The following is a 17,854-nucleotide window of genomic DNA, read 5'->3' on the forward strand; positions in this document are numbered from 1 at the left end:
TTTAGATCTTTCTTAAATAATTATCGACTGAATATTTTCCGGGACCTACAAAAAACAGAAACAAATAACACAGGCTGTACATAAAAGGAGTGTCTTTTATCAGTAAAGCATCGTTCCAGTGAAGAACAAAATACCCTGTGAGAGTCACCGCCAAAATCGGGAGAACAGCAATTCTGGTAAAAAATCCGAAGATGACAAATACCGGGAACACCAGGTTGGCTGCATCTGCAAAAAGACTGTTGAAGGCTTCCGGAAGATGCAGAGGATTAGGTATTTTTTCCGCTGCTGCAACGCCTACTCCAAGTTTTTTCAGTCCGTGTGCTGTGATTAATTCTATTGATAATAAAATTCTGAATGCCAATAAAGCGATGTGAATTAATTTTCCTTCAAGGCTGGTATTGGTGATGGTTTGGATGAGCTTTTTCATAGTTTTAGGTTTGAAATGATGGGATGATGAATTTTAATAATTTACTTTTTTAACCACCCCGTCAAAAATTCTTTGAATTTTCGCCACCCCTCCAAAGGAGGGGAATTTTGGGGCAAAGTAGCCTTTGGTTTCGTTATTTCGTTTGGTATCCTCCGTAATATTTTACCGGAGACCATTCCGGGATTACAGGAAGTGAAGCCGGAGCAGCATTTTTATAGGTTTCGTCTCCGTACACTATTTTTCCGTCAACGATAGTTAGTTTTGAAGTAATATCTTTGATTTCTTCTTCACTGACGCTGAAATAATCTCTATCCAAAATCGTAAGGTCTGCGAAATATCCTTTTTTGATTTTTCCTTTTTCAAAATCCTTTATCAGTTCGTATCCTCCGAAAGTGGAAAGTGATAAAGCTGTTTTCCTGTCCAAAACATTTTCTTTTGCCATTACCTGGGTTCCGCCCAATGTTTTGCCTGTAGTAATCCAGTATAAAGCAACCCAGGGATTATAACTTGCGACTCTCGTTCCGTCTGTTCCCAATCCGACAGGAATTCCCATCTCAAGCATTTTCTTTACCGGTGGAGAAGCCAGAGCTGCTTTTTTCCCGTAGCGATGGATGAAACTTTCACCCTGATAGGCCATTCTGTGCTGTACCGCGATTCCGCCGTCTAAAGCTTTGATACGTTTCATATTATCTTCAGAAACCGTTTCTGCGTGGTCGATAAACCAAACCAGTCCGTTTAATGGTGTTTCTTTATTCACTTCTTCAATAACATTCAGGAATCTTGTAATGCTTTCATTGTAGGTGGCGTGAATTCTGAACGGCCATCTTTTTTTAACCAGAAGACTTACTACTTCTTTCATATTTTTCTCCATTGTTGCAGGCAGTTCAGGTCTTGGAAAAAGGAAATTTTCAAAATCGGCACCGTCTGATACTAAGTTCTCTCCGCCTCCATTTACATGATAATCGATTTCATTATGGCCGTTATGGCCGTGGTCATCGATTTCTACCATTCCTGTCCATTTTGTGTAATCGGCGAGTTCGGAACCTTTTTTCTGAGCGAACAAATAATAAGGTAATCGAACCGTAATTTTCCCTTGTTTGTTCAATGCATCCGTTGTTCCGTAATCGTCAGGGAAATTCTGAAAACCACCGCCTGCATCCATTACAGCAGTCACACCAAGACGGTTTAATTCGGTCATATACTGCAGTGTGGAATTTTCTTTCTCGGCTTCTGTCAGCTCAGGTAGTTTTGCCAAAGTTGAATACAGGATAAACGCATTCGGTTCTGCAACCAACAAACCTGTCGGGTCGCCGTTGCTGTCTTTCTCAATTAAACCCTGTGCCGGATTTGGCGTATCGCTGTTGATCTTTAATTCTTTTAAACCCGCTTTATTCAGCCAGGCTTTTGCGTAGAGATACATTATGAAAGTAGGAACATCGCCTGTCGCTTCGTTGATTTCTTCCAAAGTTGGCAGTCTTTTTTCTTCAAACTGATATTCGTTCCAGCCACCAATTACTCTTACCCACTGACCTTTTGGAGTTCTTTGGGCCTGTTCTTTCAGCATTTCCAAAGCTCTTTTCAAAGTTTTCACACCGTCCCAGCGAAGCTCGGTATTGTAAAATCTTCCGCCACGGATGACATGTAAATGGCTGTCAAATAACCCTGGAATCACTCTGTTGCCTTTAGCATCAATGATTTTTGTACTGCCGCCTTTTAATTTTAAGATTTGCGCATTCGTTCCTGTCTGGAGAATTTTATGGTCTTTGATGGCAATTGCCTGAACTTCCGGATTTTTATCATCCATCGTCGTGATTTTACCGTTGGTTACAATTAAATCGGCTTTCTGGGCATTCAGCAGTCCTGCACCTAAGATGAATGAGAATAGAATTTTATGTAGTGGTTTCATAATTTACTTTTTAATAGTTTGAAGAAAAGGCAGGCTGTTTTTTCAACCTGCCATCGTTGAAAGCTGATTAATGCTTAAGCATATCCTGAGCGTACTGGATTCCTAATCCGTAAGCGCCGCCATATTTTTTCATTAAATCATTAACCGGTTTGTACGTTTCTTTTCTGGACCAATCTCTCTGTAATTCAAGAATATACTGAACAGAGGTAATAGGATGCACCCCAGCCTGAACCATTCTTGTCACTGCCTGGTCATGAGCTTCTTTTGAAATATCACCTGAAGCATCTGTAATGACATATACTTCATACCCTTCATCGATGGCGGATAAAGCCGGTCCTACGACACAAACACTTGTCCACAGCCCTGCAAGAACCAGTTTCTTTTTGTTTTTCCCTGTGATGGCTTTGTGAGCGTTCAGGTCTTCCCAGGTATTCATTGTGGTTCTGTCTACATATCCAGTTGTTGCTTCAGGATACACTTCAGAAATTTCAGGGAAAACAGGTCCTGCGAAAGATTTTTCTGCAACTGTTGTTACCACTGTCGGAATATTAAAGATTTTTGAACCTCCGGAAATCAAGGCTACATTGTTTCTCAGCTCTTCCATGCTGATGCTTTTTGTGGCAAATGCCATCTGCCCTTCGTGGTCAATTAAAACCAAAGCATGGTTAGTCGGGTCCAACATTAATTTTCCAGGTTTCTGAGCAAATGCTGTTACTGATAATACTACTGTTGCGAATGTTAAGATTAATTTTTTCATAATGTTTACTTTTTAAATGTTGCTTATTATAATGTTGTTCTAAATTTTAAAATCTTACTGGATATTTGTTTGATTTTGATATGACAAATTTAGGGCGGTCAGAAAGCCTGCACATTTAACTAGTTTAATAAATTAATTTTCATGAAAAAAAGTTGGATTTATTTTTACCAGATCTCATTTTCATGTTATCACCATTAATCTAAAAGCCACATGTAATTAATCTAAAACACTAATAAACAATACATTAAAAGTAAAAATGAAAAATTACCAACAGTAAAATCCAGACAAAAAAAAGGCCTGGATTAATAAACCCAAGCCTGTTTCACATAAATATATCACCCCGTAATGAAGAAGTGTTTAATTTTTTTGTCGCTATAAAATCATCACTTCCTGAAGTATTTTTTACCTTTTCAGAGGTAATGATGTGACAAATTTATGATAATCAATTTTACCGGACATTTAACCAGATTAATAAATCAGTCTGGGAACGGCAGAAATCATTTTACAGCATCAAGCACCAGCCTCTTTATCAGTGAAAAGCTGAACTCCGTTTCTCTTCTCAATTAACTGAAGCGGATACATCTCCGGATTGTATTCTCCGTTCAAGACTTCATTCAAAGCATGCTTTTTAGAAGTACCGAATGTGATAATCAGGATGTTCTCAGCTTTATTGATAATGGGCGCAGTCAGTGTAATTCTGAACATTTCCTGAGGTTTCAGATAATAAGCATCTACCCATTTTTCTTTTTCGTGCAGGATTTTTTCACCCGGAAACAAAGAAGCCGTGTGGCCGTCGTCGCCCATTCCTAAAAGGATAAAATCGAAAATGCCATCAGCTCCCAAAACATTTCGGATCTGCGTTTCATATTCTTTAGCATAATCTTCAGGTTCGATTCCGTCTTTATACATCGGGAAAATGTGATCCTTATTAACAGGAACTTTATCAAGAAGTGTTTCGAAAGTCATTTTCGCATTGCTCTTTTCATCATCAAGGGAAACCCATCTTTCATCTACCCAAAAGAAATAGACCTTATTCCATTCTACCTTTTCTGCGTATTCCTGAGTCGCCAAGAGACTGAAAATAGCCTTCGGAGAAGAACCGCCGCTTAAGGCAACAAAAAATTTGTCATGTTTCAGGATAGATTTTCCGGAAAGCTCAACAAAGGTATCTGCCGCTTTTTTATATAAGGTATTCAGATCATCAAATGCTGTAATATTCATTTTTACTTTTTTAATTCAAATTAAACCCATTGGTGCCCCTGTCTTTCTACCAGCGCATTACTGTCTTCAGGTCCCCAGCTTCCCGCTTCATAATTGGGGAAAGAAGGATCCTTGGTTTTTTCCCAGGTTTCCTGAATGGTTTTTACAACATCCCACGCCTCTTCTACCTGATCGGAACGCATAAACAGGGTAAGATCTCCTATAAGCGCTTCTAGCAACAAGGTTTCATAAGCTTCAGGAGTATCGGTCTGGCAGGCGAAATTATCAAAAATCATTTCCACAGGCTTTAATTCTAATGAAAGTCCCGGTTTTTTTGACATAAACAGTAACCTGATATCCATTTGCGGCTGGATATTAATAGTCAGACGGTTAGCGGATAAAAGGGATGAACTTTCCGAAAATGTAGAATGCGGAAGGGGCTTAAACTGAATGGTAATATAGGAATGCTTTTCTTTCATTTTCTTTCCTGTACGAACGTAGAAAGGAACGTTTTCCCATCTTTCGTTATCCAGGTAGAATTTTATAGCGGCAAATGTTTCTGTATTGGAATCAGGGGCAATTCCTTCTTCCTGGCGGTAACCGTTTACTTTGATACCGTTTACCTTTCCTCTTCCGTACTGCCCTCTCACTGCATAATGATCTACTTTGTCCGGTGAAATCCTGCGGATTGATTTTAAAACATCTACTTTACGGTCCCTGATCTCCCCAGATTCCAGCGAAACCGGCGGCTCCATGGCAACCATGCAAAGGATCTGCAAAAGATGGTTCTGGATCATGTCACGCAAAGCACCTGTCTGCTCATAAAAACTCGCTCTGGTCTCTACACCAACTTCTTCTGCAACAGTAATCTGCACAGATTCAATATGCCTGTGATTCCACAAAGGCTCAAAGATTGAATTTCCGAACCTGAATGCCAAAATATTCTGAACGGTTTCCTTACCCAGATAATGATCGATACGGTAAATCTGCTCTTCCTTAAAGGTTTGCGAAAGAAGATTGTTCAATTCTATGGCAGACTCTTTATTGTGACCAAAAGGTTTCTCGATGATAATCCGGTCTTTTTCAGGATCAGAAGCTATAGAGGTATTCTTGATATGATTGGAAATAACGGACACAAAATTCGGTGCAATCGACAGGTAGAAAAGCCTGTTGCCTCTTGTCCCGTAAACCTTATCAAAATTTTCCAGTTTCTGGGACAGGTTTTTATAGGAATCTTCTTCATCCAGCTGATGCTGAAAATAAGAAATGTGTGCCTGGAAACCAGCCCAGTCTTCTGTGGTAACATTCTTCCTTGAAAAGCTTTTCAGATTTTCTTTAATATAATTTCTAAAATTTTCGTCTGTATTTTCAGCTCTTCCTAAAGCCAGAATATTGAAGCCTTTTGGCATTCTGCCATCAATATATAAATTGTAAAATGCAGGAAAAAGCTTTCTTTTGGCCAGATCTCCCGTTGCACCAAAAATAACAATAGTTGTAGGGTGCAGGATTGTATTGTCGCTCATTTTCCGGTTTTAGTTATTTACGTTTTGCCATGAAGTGTGAAAAACTCCCTCTCTATCCACTCTTTGGTAGGTGTGTGCTCCAAAATAATCACGCTGTGCCTGAATAAGATTCACAGGTAAAGATTCTGTGGTATATGCATCAAAATATCCTAAAGTGGTTTGAAGCCCTAAACTTGGAATTCCGTTTGACACAGCAAAAGCCGCTGTTTTTCTTAAAGACTTAATTTTAGACTTTACAATTCCGGAAATTTCCTGATTCAATAAAATATTAGATAACCCTGGATCCTGCGTATAAGCCGAATAGAACGTTTCCAATAAAACAGAACGGATGATGCATCCACCTCTCCAGATTTTGACAACGTCTTTCAACGGAATTTCAAACTGGTATTCTTCAGAAGCTTTTACGAGCAGTGCCAAACCTTGTGCATAGCTGATTAAAGTAGCCAGGTACAACGCATCGCCCACTTCCTGGATGAATAATTCTGTATTTTCCGGCTTGATAATTTCTTCCTTAGCATATAACTGAGAGGCTTTCACTCTTTCCTCTTTATATGCGGATAAAATTCTTGAAGTTACCGCGATATCGATGGTCGGAATAGAAACACCAATTTCCATTGCCTGCTCGGAAGTCCATTTTCCGGTTCCTTTTGCACCGGCTTTGTCTAAAATATGATCGACCAGAAAACCATCTGCCAAATCATCTTTTTGCTTGAAAATATCTCTTGTGATTTCAATCAGGAAAGAATTCATTTCGCCTTCATTCCATTTTTTGAAAACTTCGTATAACTGATCGTTGTTCAGGTTTGCACCTTTTCTCAACAAGTCGTAAGCTTCACTGATCAGCTGCATGATGGCATATTCTATACCGTTGTGAACCATTTTCACATAGTTTCCTGCGGAACCTTTGCCCATATAAGCAGTACAGGCTTCCCCGTTTACTTTTGCTGCAATCAGTTCCAACATAGGCTTAAGCAAAGTAAAAGCTTCCAGGTCTCCACCGGGCATAATACTCGGTCCCCTTCTTGCCCCCTGCTCTCCGCCGGAAACACCCATTCCCATAAAATGCAGGTTCTTAGAAGCTAAATCAGCAATACGTCTCTCGGTATCTTTGAAATAAGAATTTCCGGCATCAACCACAATATCTTTCGGGCTGAGAAGCGGTGTAATATTTTCCAGAACGGCATCTACCGGTTTTCCTGCAGGAACCATTAAAATGATCTTCCTCGGACTTTCCAAAGCGGATACAAAGTCTTCCAGAGAAGCTGTTCCTTTCACCTGGGTTCCCGGAGTTGCCCCGTTATGAAGCTCTTTTACTTTTTCCTCATCCAAATCGAATCCTGCTGTAGAAAAACCGTTATCGGCAATATTGTAAAGCAGGTTTCTTCCCATTACTCCGAGCCCAATGACCCCGTAATTATACTTTTCCATTCTTACTTAAGATTTATTTAATTTTTACAGTCGATAAAATTACGGAAATGCATACCAGTAAAAAAAATATCCGTAATTTCTTTCGATTGCTATCATAGTTTTAATACATAAAAAACTAAAATATTCAAGTTAATTACATCGTCATCGGAACTTCCATTAATAAAATCTCTGTATTCTCTGAAGTTGATTTAATGTTCAGACCGGAAATATCCCAAACCCCGAAGCCGTCTCTTGTTTCCACTTTCTGGCCTTCGATTTCCGCACTTCCTTTCAGAATAAAAGCATAAACTCCGTTTCCTTTTTTCTTAACCTGGTAATGGGTTTCGATATTATTTTCAAAATTCCCCAAGTGGAACCAGGCATCCTGATGGATCCATACTCCTTCGTCATCAGCATTCGGAGAAAGAATCTGCTGAAACCCGTTCTGCCCTTTTGTTTTATCTAAAGTGATCTGATCATATCTCGGGGTTACATTTCTCTTGTTAGGATATACCCAGATTTGGAGAAACTTCACCAGGCTGTCATTATTTTTATTGAATTCGCTGTGCATGATCCCGGTTCCGGCGCTCATAACCTGTATGTCTCCGCTCCTGATAATTGCCGAATTTCCCATACTATCTTTATGTTCCAGATCGCCTTCCAGCGGAATACTGATGATTTCCATATTATCGTGCGGATGTGTTCCGAAGCCTCTTCCAGCTTCCACCTTATCATCATTCAGAACTCGTAAAACTCCGAAATGCATTCTTTCCGGGTTGTGATAATTGGCAAAACTGAACGTATGGTTACTTACCAGCCAGCCATGGTCAGCTTTTCCTCTGGAATCTGCCTTGTGAAGTACAGAATTGTCTTTAATTTTTGAATCGGTATTCGGTAAATGGTTATACCCGATAGGTTCTAGCGGTTCAATTTCGTCGATCTCGTTTTTCATTGTGTTGCCCAATGAAGCGGAGGCTACAAACATTCCTGTTCCCAATAATCCTTTCTTTAAAAAATCTTTTCTGTCCATATCTGTTGTTGTTTATTTTGTTTTGATGAAGCAAATTTAGGATGATAGAAAATAATATACATTTAACTAGTTTAATAAATGCTCTTTAGAAAATAATAAGTCTTTTGTATTAAAAACAAAAGGATCAAAAATTCAAGGCTGAAAACTTATACAGTCGCCACAATTTTAATTTCGACAAGTTGTCCCGGCAATGCAAGTCCGCTTACTCCGACCATTGTACTGGCAACAGACTTGGGATTGGTATATACATCTGCTTTAAGATTTTTTCTCGCCTCAAATGCTGTCGTCATATCCATTGCATAGATCACTTCTTCTACCACATTTTCCATCGTCATATTATATCTTGACAATAATTCTTTGATATTTGTATAGGTTTGTTTCATCTGTGCTTCCATTCCTTCAACCAATTCACCTTTTTCGTTGTGACCTAACTGACCGGAAATCCACACTGTATCTCCTTTTCTTACCGCCTGTGCGTATCCGTAAATATCTTCCCAAGGCATTCCGAAGCCTTCTGCTGTTTTATTTTCCTGTGACATTTTTTTATTGTTTAAATTAATAAAGCAAATGTAAAACAGTAAGAAATCTTAGAAATTTAACCAGTTTAATAAATGAAATTATTTGAAATTTGGCTAAATTCAAAGTTCACAAACAAAAAGGTGGCCTACACTGTACGTATAAACCACCTCGTCAAAAATTCTTTGAATTTTCACTACCCTCCACTGGAGGGGAAATTTGAGGATGTATCATTTATTTTTATTGGCAAGACGTTTTCTGATCGTACTTACAAATTCTTTAGAAACTCCAAGATAGGAAGCTATATAATATTGCGCCACACGCTGCGGAATGGTGGGATATACCCTGATAAATTCCAGGTAACGGTCTGTCGCCGGCTGGGAAATAGTGTTCACCAAGCGGTTTTGCAGGGTAACTACATACCGCTGCATCATCAATCGGAAGGCTCTCTCAAACTTCGGAACTTTCTGCATCAGTTCTTCTTTTGTTTGCGGATTGAGCATATAAATTTCGGTGTCTTCCAGGGTCTCGATGAAAATTTTAGACGGTGTCTGGTTGTTAAATGAAGCGATATCGGTAATCCACCAGTCTTCAACGGCAAACAGAAGGGTCACTTCAAAACCATTTTCATCAAGATAATAGGTACGTACACAGCCTTCTTTTATAAAGCCTTCGAACTGGCAAATCTCTCCTTCACGAAGCAAAAGTGTCTTTTTGGGAAATTTCTGAAGCGTCAGCAGGTCTTCATAAATTTTTTCTTCTTCCGGGGTTAGCGTGACAAATCGCGAGATGTTTTTGATGATATTTTGAAACATAAATTTATTTTACGGCTGCAAATTAGGGAAAAGTGTGTAAACTTCGTTCTTCAAAAGCCCGCTACCACCGCCATAATGGTCAATTACCTTTACATCTTTGCTGATGTTTTCACAAAAAGTTTTGATCTCATTTTCAAACTCCTCATCCAATCCTGAGCTCAGCAAAACAATATCTACCTCATTTTCTTTAATATAATCCTGGCAAACCGTTTCATCACTCTGGATTTCCGCTTTCCAGCCGTCATTATTTTCGATGATTCTCTTTAATGTTTCAAGAATTTCCTGATTTTTTCCAATGACTAAAAAATTTAATGTCTTCATTTTTAATGGTTGTATCAAAGTTATTTTTTTAGGAGCTGATTCCTGCTATCCACTCTATCTTTTTTCCAGCTGCCTTATTCCATCCGCGAAAAAAGGATGCCGTTACTATCAGGGCTAAGAAACAGCTCTATTTTACAAATGTTTGTTTCCGGTAATCCTTAATTCATTCAGATCCAGTTGGGATTCTGCTTTCCGGATTTCATCGTCGCTGAACTCTTTTTCCCGCTTAATCTTAAATAGTTCTTTTCGCTGCAAAGCAAAAATATCAAGCATGATTTCGTGGTATTCATTCAGGTCATTTCGCCTGTTGGTGCACATTTCCAATGATTCGAGGTGACTTTGCTGCTGTACAATATCGTTTTCAATGGCATTTTTAAAATTCTCCACCAGGCTGTTGGTTTCCAGACTGGACTGGTATTTTTCATTCAACCGGTTGACGGCAAGGTTATCCAGCCTGATCTGGATACTGGCCTGTTGTTCATGAGCCGGCAAAATTGGGTCTATTTCCCCGATTTTTGTCAGGCTGATAATCAATGGCAGTGTCAATCCCTGGAAAACCAAAGTAACAAAAATAACAACAAAGGTGATAAAAATAATCAGATTCCGCATCGGAAAAGCGGTTTCATCATTCATCATTACCGGAATCGACAAGGCTGTTGCCAGTGAAACAACGCCACGCATGCCTGCCCAACCGATGATCAGAGGGTTTTTCCATCCCGGGCTTGGATCTTTTCTTATCTTTTTACTCAGCCATCTTGGTACATGCGCTACAGGGTAAATCCATAAAAGACGCACTACGATGACGATGAAACTGATAATCAGGCCATATTTTATTCCTTCCATCAAAGAGGTTTTACCCAAACCGTTAATAATATCCGGAAGTTCCAAACCGATCAGTACAAAAACCAGAGCGTTCATCACAAAAATTAAGGTATTCCAAACGCCTGTCATATTGATTCTGGTCATTCCGGTTTTGAAAATTTCATGGGAACGGAACGACATAAACAGTCCGCCGCTTACCACGGCCATTACTCCCGAATAATGAAAATGTTCAGCTGCTAAAAATAAAACGTAAGGCGTAATTACCGTCAGCGCAGCATCAATTGCCGGAGTTGTCGGCAAAAACCGGTGAATGGCGTAAAAAACGTGGGCTCCTGCAATTCCTACCACAACTCCCATTCCTGCTACAAGGAAAAATTGCCCCGTTGCTTCCTGCATCGAAAACATTCCCGTCATGACAGCTGCTAAAGCAAACCTGAAGACGATCAGTGAAGAAGCATCATTGATTAAGCTTTCGCCTTCCAGCATTGCGATGGTACGTTTCGGAACTTTCAGGCCTTTTAAAACCGTTGTTGCTGCAATTGCATCAGGTGGAGAAACAATTCCGCCCAGCAAAAATCCCATTGCCAAAGTAAAGCCCGGAATCAGCGCCTGTGAAGCGAATGCTACCACAATGGACGTCAGGAAAACCAATCCGAAAGCCAGTAATCCGATGGTGCGTTTCCATTTCCAGAAATCGTTCCAAGAGGTGTACCAGGCGGCTTCGTACAATAATGGCGGCAGGAAAATCAGGAAAATAATATCGGGATCCAGCTGCAGAACCGGAACACCCGGAATAAGGCTGATTCCCAGGCCTGCCAGTACCAGGAATATAGGATAAGCAATCCTGATACGCTGTGCAAGCATTACCAGAAGCATTACAATGATTAAAAGTCCGAGAATTAAAAGAAGTTGTTCGTGCATGGTTTTTTGTTAGATCTCCGATGTCGAAGTTAAATTATAATTTGATGTCTAGCTTCAATTTCTTGTTTCTTGTTTCTTGTTTCTTGTTTCTTTTACAAATGAATAAAGATTGAGGTTCTTTCCTTCTTTTCAAGATTTTTGGTTTTATGGCCTTTACCGGAAGTATCTTCTACCAAAAGGATTTCTCCGGTTTGAAACCGCCTGATTTCTCCTAACGAGGTTTCTATCTCGACACCACCATCTAAAAGTACAATGTATTGCCTCTGAGGTGCATGATGAAAATCGTAATTATAGCCGGCAGAAACTTTTCTGAATTGTAGTTTTCTGACACTGATATCATCAGACAAAAATCCAATGTCTCCCTGATTGACCAATGGGATTTCAATGTCTTCAAAGTGAGAATCGCCGTTAATGTCGCTGAAGATTCTTGTGATTTTCATGCTAATATACTTTCTTTTATTATGCCACGAATGCACTAATAATTTAATTCGTGTATTCGTGGCAGATAATTTAATTATTTGAAAACAATAGAATTCGCCAGTTCTATTTCTTCCTGATTGATAGAATGCCCGAAATTAGCATACACCTTTTCCGTAACATCGGCATTCATTTCCTTTAAAATATTGGCAGTTGCGTACACCCTTTCCACCGGAACATGAAAATCCGGATTGCTGGTTCCCAGGAAAACCGGAGTCTGGGCAAAATCGCCTTTATAATGTTCACGGTTGATTTTTTCACCGATCACTCCACCGATAATTGCTGCCGCACCACCAAATTTCTGCGCATTTCTTGCCAAAAATTCAAGTGTTAAACATGCTCCCTGCGAAAACCCGAAAAAGTAAATATTTTCAGCTTTTATTCCTGCATCCAAAGCAGTTTGAACAGTTTTTCCGACAGTTTCAACAGCTGATGATAACCAGGGCTCGTTTTGCTCAACAGGAGCCATGAATGAAAAAGGATACCAGGTTCCATTGGTGGCCTGTGGCGCCAATAATGCATAATCTTCCACATTCAAATGTTGCGACAAAGTCAAAATATCCTGTGCGCTTCCGCCTCTGCCGTGAATCATTATTAAAACTTTTTCAGCTTCATTCAATGATTTTCCTCCTGTTTTTATATCTAAAATATGGCTCATTTTATCTGTATTTTTCTGTTGGATAATTAAATTTTGGTAAAACTTCCACCAAATGTTCTCTTTTCTCTTCAAATTGTGACGGCAGGCTTAAATGTTCTCCCAAAGAGGCCAATTCCTCATCTATGTCGAAGCCCGGACCTGAAGTGGCAATTTCGAATAAAACCCCGCCCGGTTCTTTGAAATAGACGGATGTAAAGTATTTCCTGTCTTTCACTTCGGTATGCTGCAATCCGAATTTATTTAATTTTTCAATCATTTCAAGCTGGGTTTCTGCATTCGGCGTGGCAAAAGCAACATGATGAACTGTTCCCCTTCCCGCCAGACCTTTCAATGCATTGGGCGTGCAAAGCAGATCAACATACTTCCCGGGTTTATTTTCCGTTCCGAACCTGAATCTGTCTGAGCTTTCGGCTATTAACTGATGATCCATTTGAGTGGTTAACAATGCTGCTGTCCTTTCGTAGGCATCCAGCCAGATTTCAACGTGGTGAATTCCTTTAATGGCATAATCTTTCGGAATAAATCCGTTGTAGTAGCCCTTTCTGTCATCTTTATCATTGAAAACCAATTCGAGACCCAATCCGTCAAAATCTTCCAGATACATAAAAACTTCACCGGAAAATCTTTGCTGAGGCTGCTTAAACGGGATATTAAACTGCTCCAAACGGTTCGTCCAGTAATCCAAAGCATCGATAGACAGTGAAAAAGCCGTTGTATTCAGCATTCCTTTTCCATGCCTTCCGTTCACCAATCCTTTACCGTAAGGAAAAGTGGTCATAATGGTTCCGGGCGTTCCGAATTCGTCTCCGAAATAGAAATGGTAAACCTCGGAATAATCAAAATTGACAGTTGTTTTTACCAGCCGAAGTCCTAAAACTCCGGTGTAAAAGTCTATATTTTCCTGGGTGTCGCCGGTAACGGCGGTAACGTGGTGAAGGCCTGTGATGAGTGACATAGTCGTTGGGGTTTCGGGTTTAATGTTGCGGGTTCCGGGTTTTGGGTTCCGAGTTTTGGCTTAAAGTTTTGGGTTTTTAATGTTATAGATGTTTAGATTAATCTTCTTTTAACCAAACATCATTGTATTCTTCTGGGTGACGTTTGAATTGGGCGTGAACGTAAGGACACAGTGGTACGATCTTCAAATCATTCTCTCTGGCATATGATACCAGCTGGTTGAGTAATAATTTAGCAAAACCGTTTCCTGCGTATTCATCATCAACCTCAGTGTGATAAACGGTTAGCTTATTTCCAATGACCGAGATGTCCATTTTACCTATTTTTTTATCATCTGAGAAAAGCTGAACTTCTCCTTTTACGTTTCCTAAAACTACTTTTGTTGTTTCCATTTGTTTTTTTTATTGCTTATTGCTTATTGCTTATTGCTTATTGCTTATTGCTTATTGCTAAAATATAAAACTTATAAAAATTGAGGGATGACCTATGATAACTTCGGTAATACTTCTTCTATTTTTTCACGTAATCCTTCGTGCTGTTTTGGAAGCTTTAAATTTGTTCCTAATTCATTTAAAGGTTCGTCTACTGTGAATCCGGGGTTATCTGTTGCAATTTCAAATAAAACACCGCCCGGTTCACGGAAATACAAGGAGTAGAAGTAATCTCTGTCGATTTTCGGAGTGATGTTTAGTCCTGCAGACAATACTTTTTCACGGAATTCCATTAAAACATTGTCGTCTTTTACCCTGAATGCAACGTGGTGGTTGGTTCCTGCCGCATTTCTTCCTGCTGAAATCTTATCATTTTCGATGATGTCAACAAGATTGGCTGTTTCAATGGCATCTGTGGCAAAACGATATCTTTCACCTTCATGTTTCTGTAAATCGTATCCGAAAATATCCGTTAAAACTTTAATGGTAGGATCTGCTTTTTTCAGGGTTAAAGTGATGTTGTGGAATCCTTTCAAAGCATTTTCATCCTTAATATCATCTGTTGTCCAGACTTTTCTGTCATCAGGTGTTGAAGATTCGATGAACTGTAGCTGTAAGCCATCAGGATCTGTGAATGAAATCAGTTTTTCGCCGAAAATTTCACCTTCTTCAACCGCAACGTTGAATTGTGTCAACCTGTTTTTCCAGAAATCCAGGCTTCCTTTTGGAACGGAATATCCGATGTGGGTTGCCAGACCGGAGCCGTTGGTTCCCTTACCAATTCCTTCCCACGGAAAGAAAGTCAGGATCGTTCCCGGGGTGCCTTCTTCGTTTCCAAAATAAAAGTGATACGTTCCCGGATCATCAAAATTAACGGTTTTCTTTACCAGCCTTACGCCTAAAACCTGAGTGTAAAAATCTAAATTTCTTTTTGCGTTGTCTGCAATTGCTGTAATATGGTGCAGTCCTAATATTCTATTTTCCATTTTGTTGATTGTTTAATTTTTATATGACAAATGTATGGCGACAGGAAATGCTGCACATTTAACTAGTTTAATAAATTACATTTTGGGTGGTTTTGTTTTTTTTAAAAAGTTGTTTAAACTTTACAAAAGTCACAAAGCTTTCATATTGATTATTTTTAATCACTTAAGTTTTTTTAGGGCCAGGCTTTATGCATAATAAGTACACTTAAGTTTTGTGAAAATCTTTGATTTTCATCCTGTGAACTTTTCTTCGGAATCATTTTAAACTTACTTAAGTGAACTAAAGTGTTTTAAAATGAAAGTTTAAACATCTTCAAACTCAGAATAATATAGATGTGAGCCGGTATTTATTATATAGAAAATATTTAGAATAATAGGTAAAGGGGTTCTTCTATATGATGAATCTTCTTTATATAGTATATATTCAATTTTAAGTATAACGAATCTCCCACAACCTTATTTAAAAGATTCTTCGACAAATTCAGAGTGACATGCGAAGACCAAAACATATAAAGAATAGAAAAGTGAAGGCTCTTATCAAGGTTTAAGAGCATAATTCCACATTTTGCAATTTTTTTCGTCAAAATGAACGGAAATTAATCTAGTTTAATTTTTACAAAAGAAAACCTCACTAAATTTGCTAAAGAATTAAGAAAGAAAACAAATAAATATTATCAACAACTTAAAAAAATTAAATTATGAGCACATTAAAATTAAAAGACGGAACAGAAATTTTTTATAAAGACCAGGGAGAAGGTCCTGTACTAATGTTTCACCACGGATGGCCATTGTCATCAGACGATTGGGATGCACAGGTAATTTTCTTCCTTCAGAGAGGATACAGAGTGGTAACACACGACAGAAGAGGCCACGGACGTTCCAGCCAGAATATTTACAATCATACGATTGAGCAGTACGCTTCTGATGCCGCTGAGCTGGTAGAATTTCTGGATCTGAAAGACGTAGTTCACATTGGCCACTCTACAGGTGGTGGTGAAGTGATCCGTTATGTCAATAAATATTCCAACGGAAGAGCGAAAAAAGCAGTACTGATCAGTGCTATTCCACCGGTAATGGTTAAGAGCGAAAACAATCCTGACGGTGTTCCGATGGAAGTTTTCGACAACATCAGGGAACAAACCATGAATAACAGAAACCAGTTTTATTATGACCTGACTTTTCCTTTCTACGGATACAACAGAGAAGGTGCTGATGTAAAAGATGGCATCCAGAGAAACTGGTGGAGACAGGGACTGATGGGAGGAATCGTAGCTCATTATGATGGAATCAAAGCCTTTTCAGAAACAGACTTAACTGAGGATTTAAAAGCTGTAGATATTCCGGTATTGGTTCTTCACGGAGAAGATGATCAGATTGTTCCGATTGAAAATTCGGCCATCAAATCTGCAAAATTACTGAAGAACGGGAAGCTGATTACATATCCGGGTTTCCCACACGGTATGCCGACTACAGAGCATCAAACCATCAATAAGGACCTTTTGGAATTTATCCAGGCGTAACGAACTTATTATATTATAGAAAAGGTGAATCTTGTGATTCGCCTTTTTTTATTTTCCCACAGATCTAATTTGCACAGATGTTTATGCTATATTTTATTCAGAATACAAAATCATGATCAATCATTCGTGTAATCTGTGAAATTCGTGGCAAGAAAATTAGAAAACTGTTATGTGATTCACCATCCGTTTTTATTTCCCACAGATCTCACGAATTTGCACAAATGTTTATGCTATACTTTATTTAAAATACTAAAATTATGAAGTAATCATTCGTGTAATCTGTGAAATCCGTGGAAAAAAATTAGAAAACCATTATGTGATTCGACATTCGTTTTTTATTGCCACAGATCTCACGAATTTGCACAAATGTTTATACTATGCTTTATTCAGAGTACAAAATTATAAACCAATCATTCGTGTAATCTGTGAAATCCGTGGGAAAAATTAGAAAACCATTATGTGATTCAACTTGTTTTTTATTCCCACAGATCTCACAGATTACACAGATGCTTTATGTTTGTGGGAAAAAATTAGAAAATAAAATCTTGCCATATGCCAAGATGTACAAAAAAATTAAAACATAAATTCGAGTCAGTATATCGCCAATTAACCCCTGTAAGGCAATCATTAAATATTTTGCTTAAAATAAACTGACATCCTTAAGGAAACTAAAAATATCTATATGGAAAATTACAATAATACAGTACAACTGGATGCTCACCCGGAAAGCGTATTTGGTGCCCTGACCAATGGCATACCCTTTTGGTGGACAGAGATGTTTGAAGGGTCTTCAAATGAACAGGATAAATCTTTTACCATTCATTTTGGGGAACAAATTTTTAAAAAGTTTAAAGTAAAGGAACTGATTCCCGGTAAAAAAGTAGTATGGTATGTGGAAGATTCATTGTTAAATATTCCAGGATTAAAAAATCAAAAAGAATGGATCGGCACAACCATTATTTGGGAAATCACTGAGAACAACGGCGGAACAGGATTACATCTTACCCATCTCGGGTTACATCCCGATATTGAATGTTATGAGATCTGCACAGACGGATGGAAACAATTCACTGCAAGCCTGAAATTGTACCTGGAAACAGGCAGAGGTAAGCCTTTTCTCAATCAAGAGCAGTCATCAACGGAAGTGGTATCATAGACGATTAACGTCATATTTACAATATCC

General features: G+C 38.7%; 18 protein-coding genes. 2 read left to right on the forward strand and 16 right to left on the reverse strand.

The genetic code is table 11. The features are described from left to right. Position 1: 1 nt before the first annotated feature. The 16 genes from N4G44_RS13090 to N4G44_RS13165 form a co-directional block, all read right to left on the reverse strand. The gene (locus N4G44_RS13090) at positions 2-427 is read right to left on the reverse strand and encodes a DoxX family protein (RefSeq protein ID WP_474927520.1); all 426 of its coding nucleotides are present in this window, start codon (positions 425-427) and stop codon (positions 2-4) included. Positions 428-560: 133 nt separating this feature from the next. After that, entirely contained in the window at positions 561-2,333 is a 1,773-nt protein-coding gene (locus tag N4G44_RS13095; protein ID WP_474927521.1) for an amidohydrolase, read from the reverse strand. A 67-nt stretch (positions 2,334-2,400) separates the two neighbouring features. After that, positions 2,401-3,090, reverse strand: a complete 690-nt coding sequence (locus tag N4G44_RS13100) for a hydrolase (RefSeq protein ID WP_474927522.1) — start codon at positions 3,088-3,090, stop codon at positions 2,401-2,403. A 510-nt stretch (positions 3,091-3,600) separates the two neighbouring features. Continuing rightward, positions 3,601-4,311, reverse strand: a complete 711-nt coding sequence (gene pgl, locus N4G44_RS13105) for a 6-phosphogluconolactonase (protein ID WP_474927523.1) — start codon at positions 4,309-4,311, stop codon at positions 3,601-3,603. Positions 4,312-4,331: 20 nt separating this feature from the next. Further along, entirely contained in the window at positions 4,332-5,813 is a 1,482-nt protein-coding gene (gene zwf, locus N4G44_RS13110; RefSeq protein WP_474927524.1) for a glucose-6-phosphate dehydrogenase, read from the reverse strand. A 9-nt stretch (positions 5,814-5,822) separates the two neighbouring features. Further along, positions 5,823-7,241, reverse strand: a complete 1,419-nt coding sequence (gene gndA / locus N4G44_RS13115; RefSeq protein WP_474927526.1) for an NADP-dependent phosphogluconate dehydrogenase — start codon at positions 7,239-7,241, stop codon at positions 5,823-5,825. Between the two features lie 133 nt (positions 7,242-7,374). Beyond that, positions 7,375-8,250, reverse strand: coding sequence for a pirin family protein (locus tag N4G44_RS13120; RefSeq protein ID WP_474927527.1), 876 nt, complete (start codon positions 8,248-8,250; stop codon positions 7,375-7,377). A gap of 146 nt (positions 8,251-8,396) precedes the next feature. Beyond that, entirely contained in the window at positions 8,397-8,789 is a 393-nt protein-coding gene (locus N4G44_RS13125; RefSeq protein WP_474927528.1) for a Rid family hydrolase, read from the reverse strand. A 207-nt stretch (positions 8,790-8,996) separates the two neighbouring features. Continuing rightward, the gene (locus N4G44_RS13130) at positions 8,997-9,581 is read right to left on the reverse strand and encodes a Crp/Fnr family transcriptional regulator (RefSeq protein WP_474927530.1); all 585 of its coding nucleotides are present in this window, start codon (positions 9,579-9,581) and stop codon (positions 8,997-8,999) included. A 9-nt stretch (positions 9,582-9,590) separates the two neighbouring features. Beyond that, on the reverse strand, positions 9,591-9,902 hold the full coding sequence (locus N4G44_RS13135) for a hypothetical protein (RefSeq protein WP_260543814.1): 312 nt from the start codon (positions 9,900-9,902) through the stop codon (positions 9,591-9,593). Between the two features lie 132 nt (positions 9,903-10,034). Further along, positions 10,035-11,645: a Na+/H+ antiporter gene (locus tag N4G44_RS13140; RefSeq protein ID WP_474927531.1), complete on the reverse strand. Its 1,611-nt coding sequence runs from the start codon at positions 11,643-11,645 to the stop codon at positions 10,035-10,037. Between the two features lie 92 nt (positions 11,646-11,737). Further along, a complete protein-coding gene (locus N4G44_RS13145) occupies positions 11,738-12,085 on the reverse strand; it encodes a cupin domain-containing protein (RefSeq protein ID WP_474927533.1) in 348 nt (115 codons plus the stop codon). Between the two features lie 74 nt (positions 12,086-12,159). After that, positions 12,160-12,780 (reverse strand): alpha/beta hydrolase, encoded by a 621-nt coding sequence (locus N4G44_RS13150; RefSeq protein WP_474927535.1) that lies wholly within the window; start codon positions 12,778-12,780, stop codon positions 12,160-12,162. 1 nt (position 12,781) lies between these two features. After that, on the reverse strand, positions 12,782-13,735 hold the full coding sequence (locus N4G44_RS13155; protein WP_474927538.1) for a VOC family protein: 954 nt from the start codon (positions 13,733-13,735) through the stop codon (positions 12,782-12,784). A gap of 97 nt (positions 13,736-13,832) precedes the next feature. After that, positions 13,833-14,126: a GNAT family N-acetyltransferase gene (locus N4G44_RS13160; RefSeq protein ID WP_474927540.1), complete on the reverse strand. Its 294-nt coding sequence runs from the start codon at positions 14,124-14,126 to the stop codon at positions 13,833-13,835. A gap of 92 nt (positions 14,127-14,218) precedes the next feature. Beyond that, positions 14,219-15,151 (reverse strand): ring-cleaving dioxygenase, encoded by a 933-nt coding sequence (locus N4G44_RS13165; protein ID WP_474927541.1) that lies wholly within the window; start codon positions 15,149-15,151, stop codon positions 14,219-14,221. Positions 15,152-15,849: 698 nt separating this feature from the next. On the opposite strand from N4G44_RS13165, the gene N4G44_RS13170 reads away from it, so the two are divergent. Both N4G44_RS13170 and N4G44_RS13175 read left to right on the forward strand, forming a co-directional pair. Further along, a complete protein-coding gene (locus N4G44_RS13170; protein ID WP_474927542.1) occupies positions 15,850-16,671 on the forward strand; it encodes an alpha/beta fold hydrolase in 822 nt (273 codons plus the stop codon). Positions 16,672-17,353: 682 nt separating this feature from the next. Then, positions 17,354-17,827: an SRPBCC family protein gene (locus N4G44_RS13175; RefSeq protein WP_474927543.1), complete on the forward strand. Its 474-nt coding sequence runs from the start codon at positions 17,354-17,356 to the stop codon at positions 17,825-17,827. Positions 17,828-17,854 lie beyond the last annotated feature (27 nt).

The organism is Chryseobacterium sp. GTID13 (assembly GCF_056172655.1).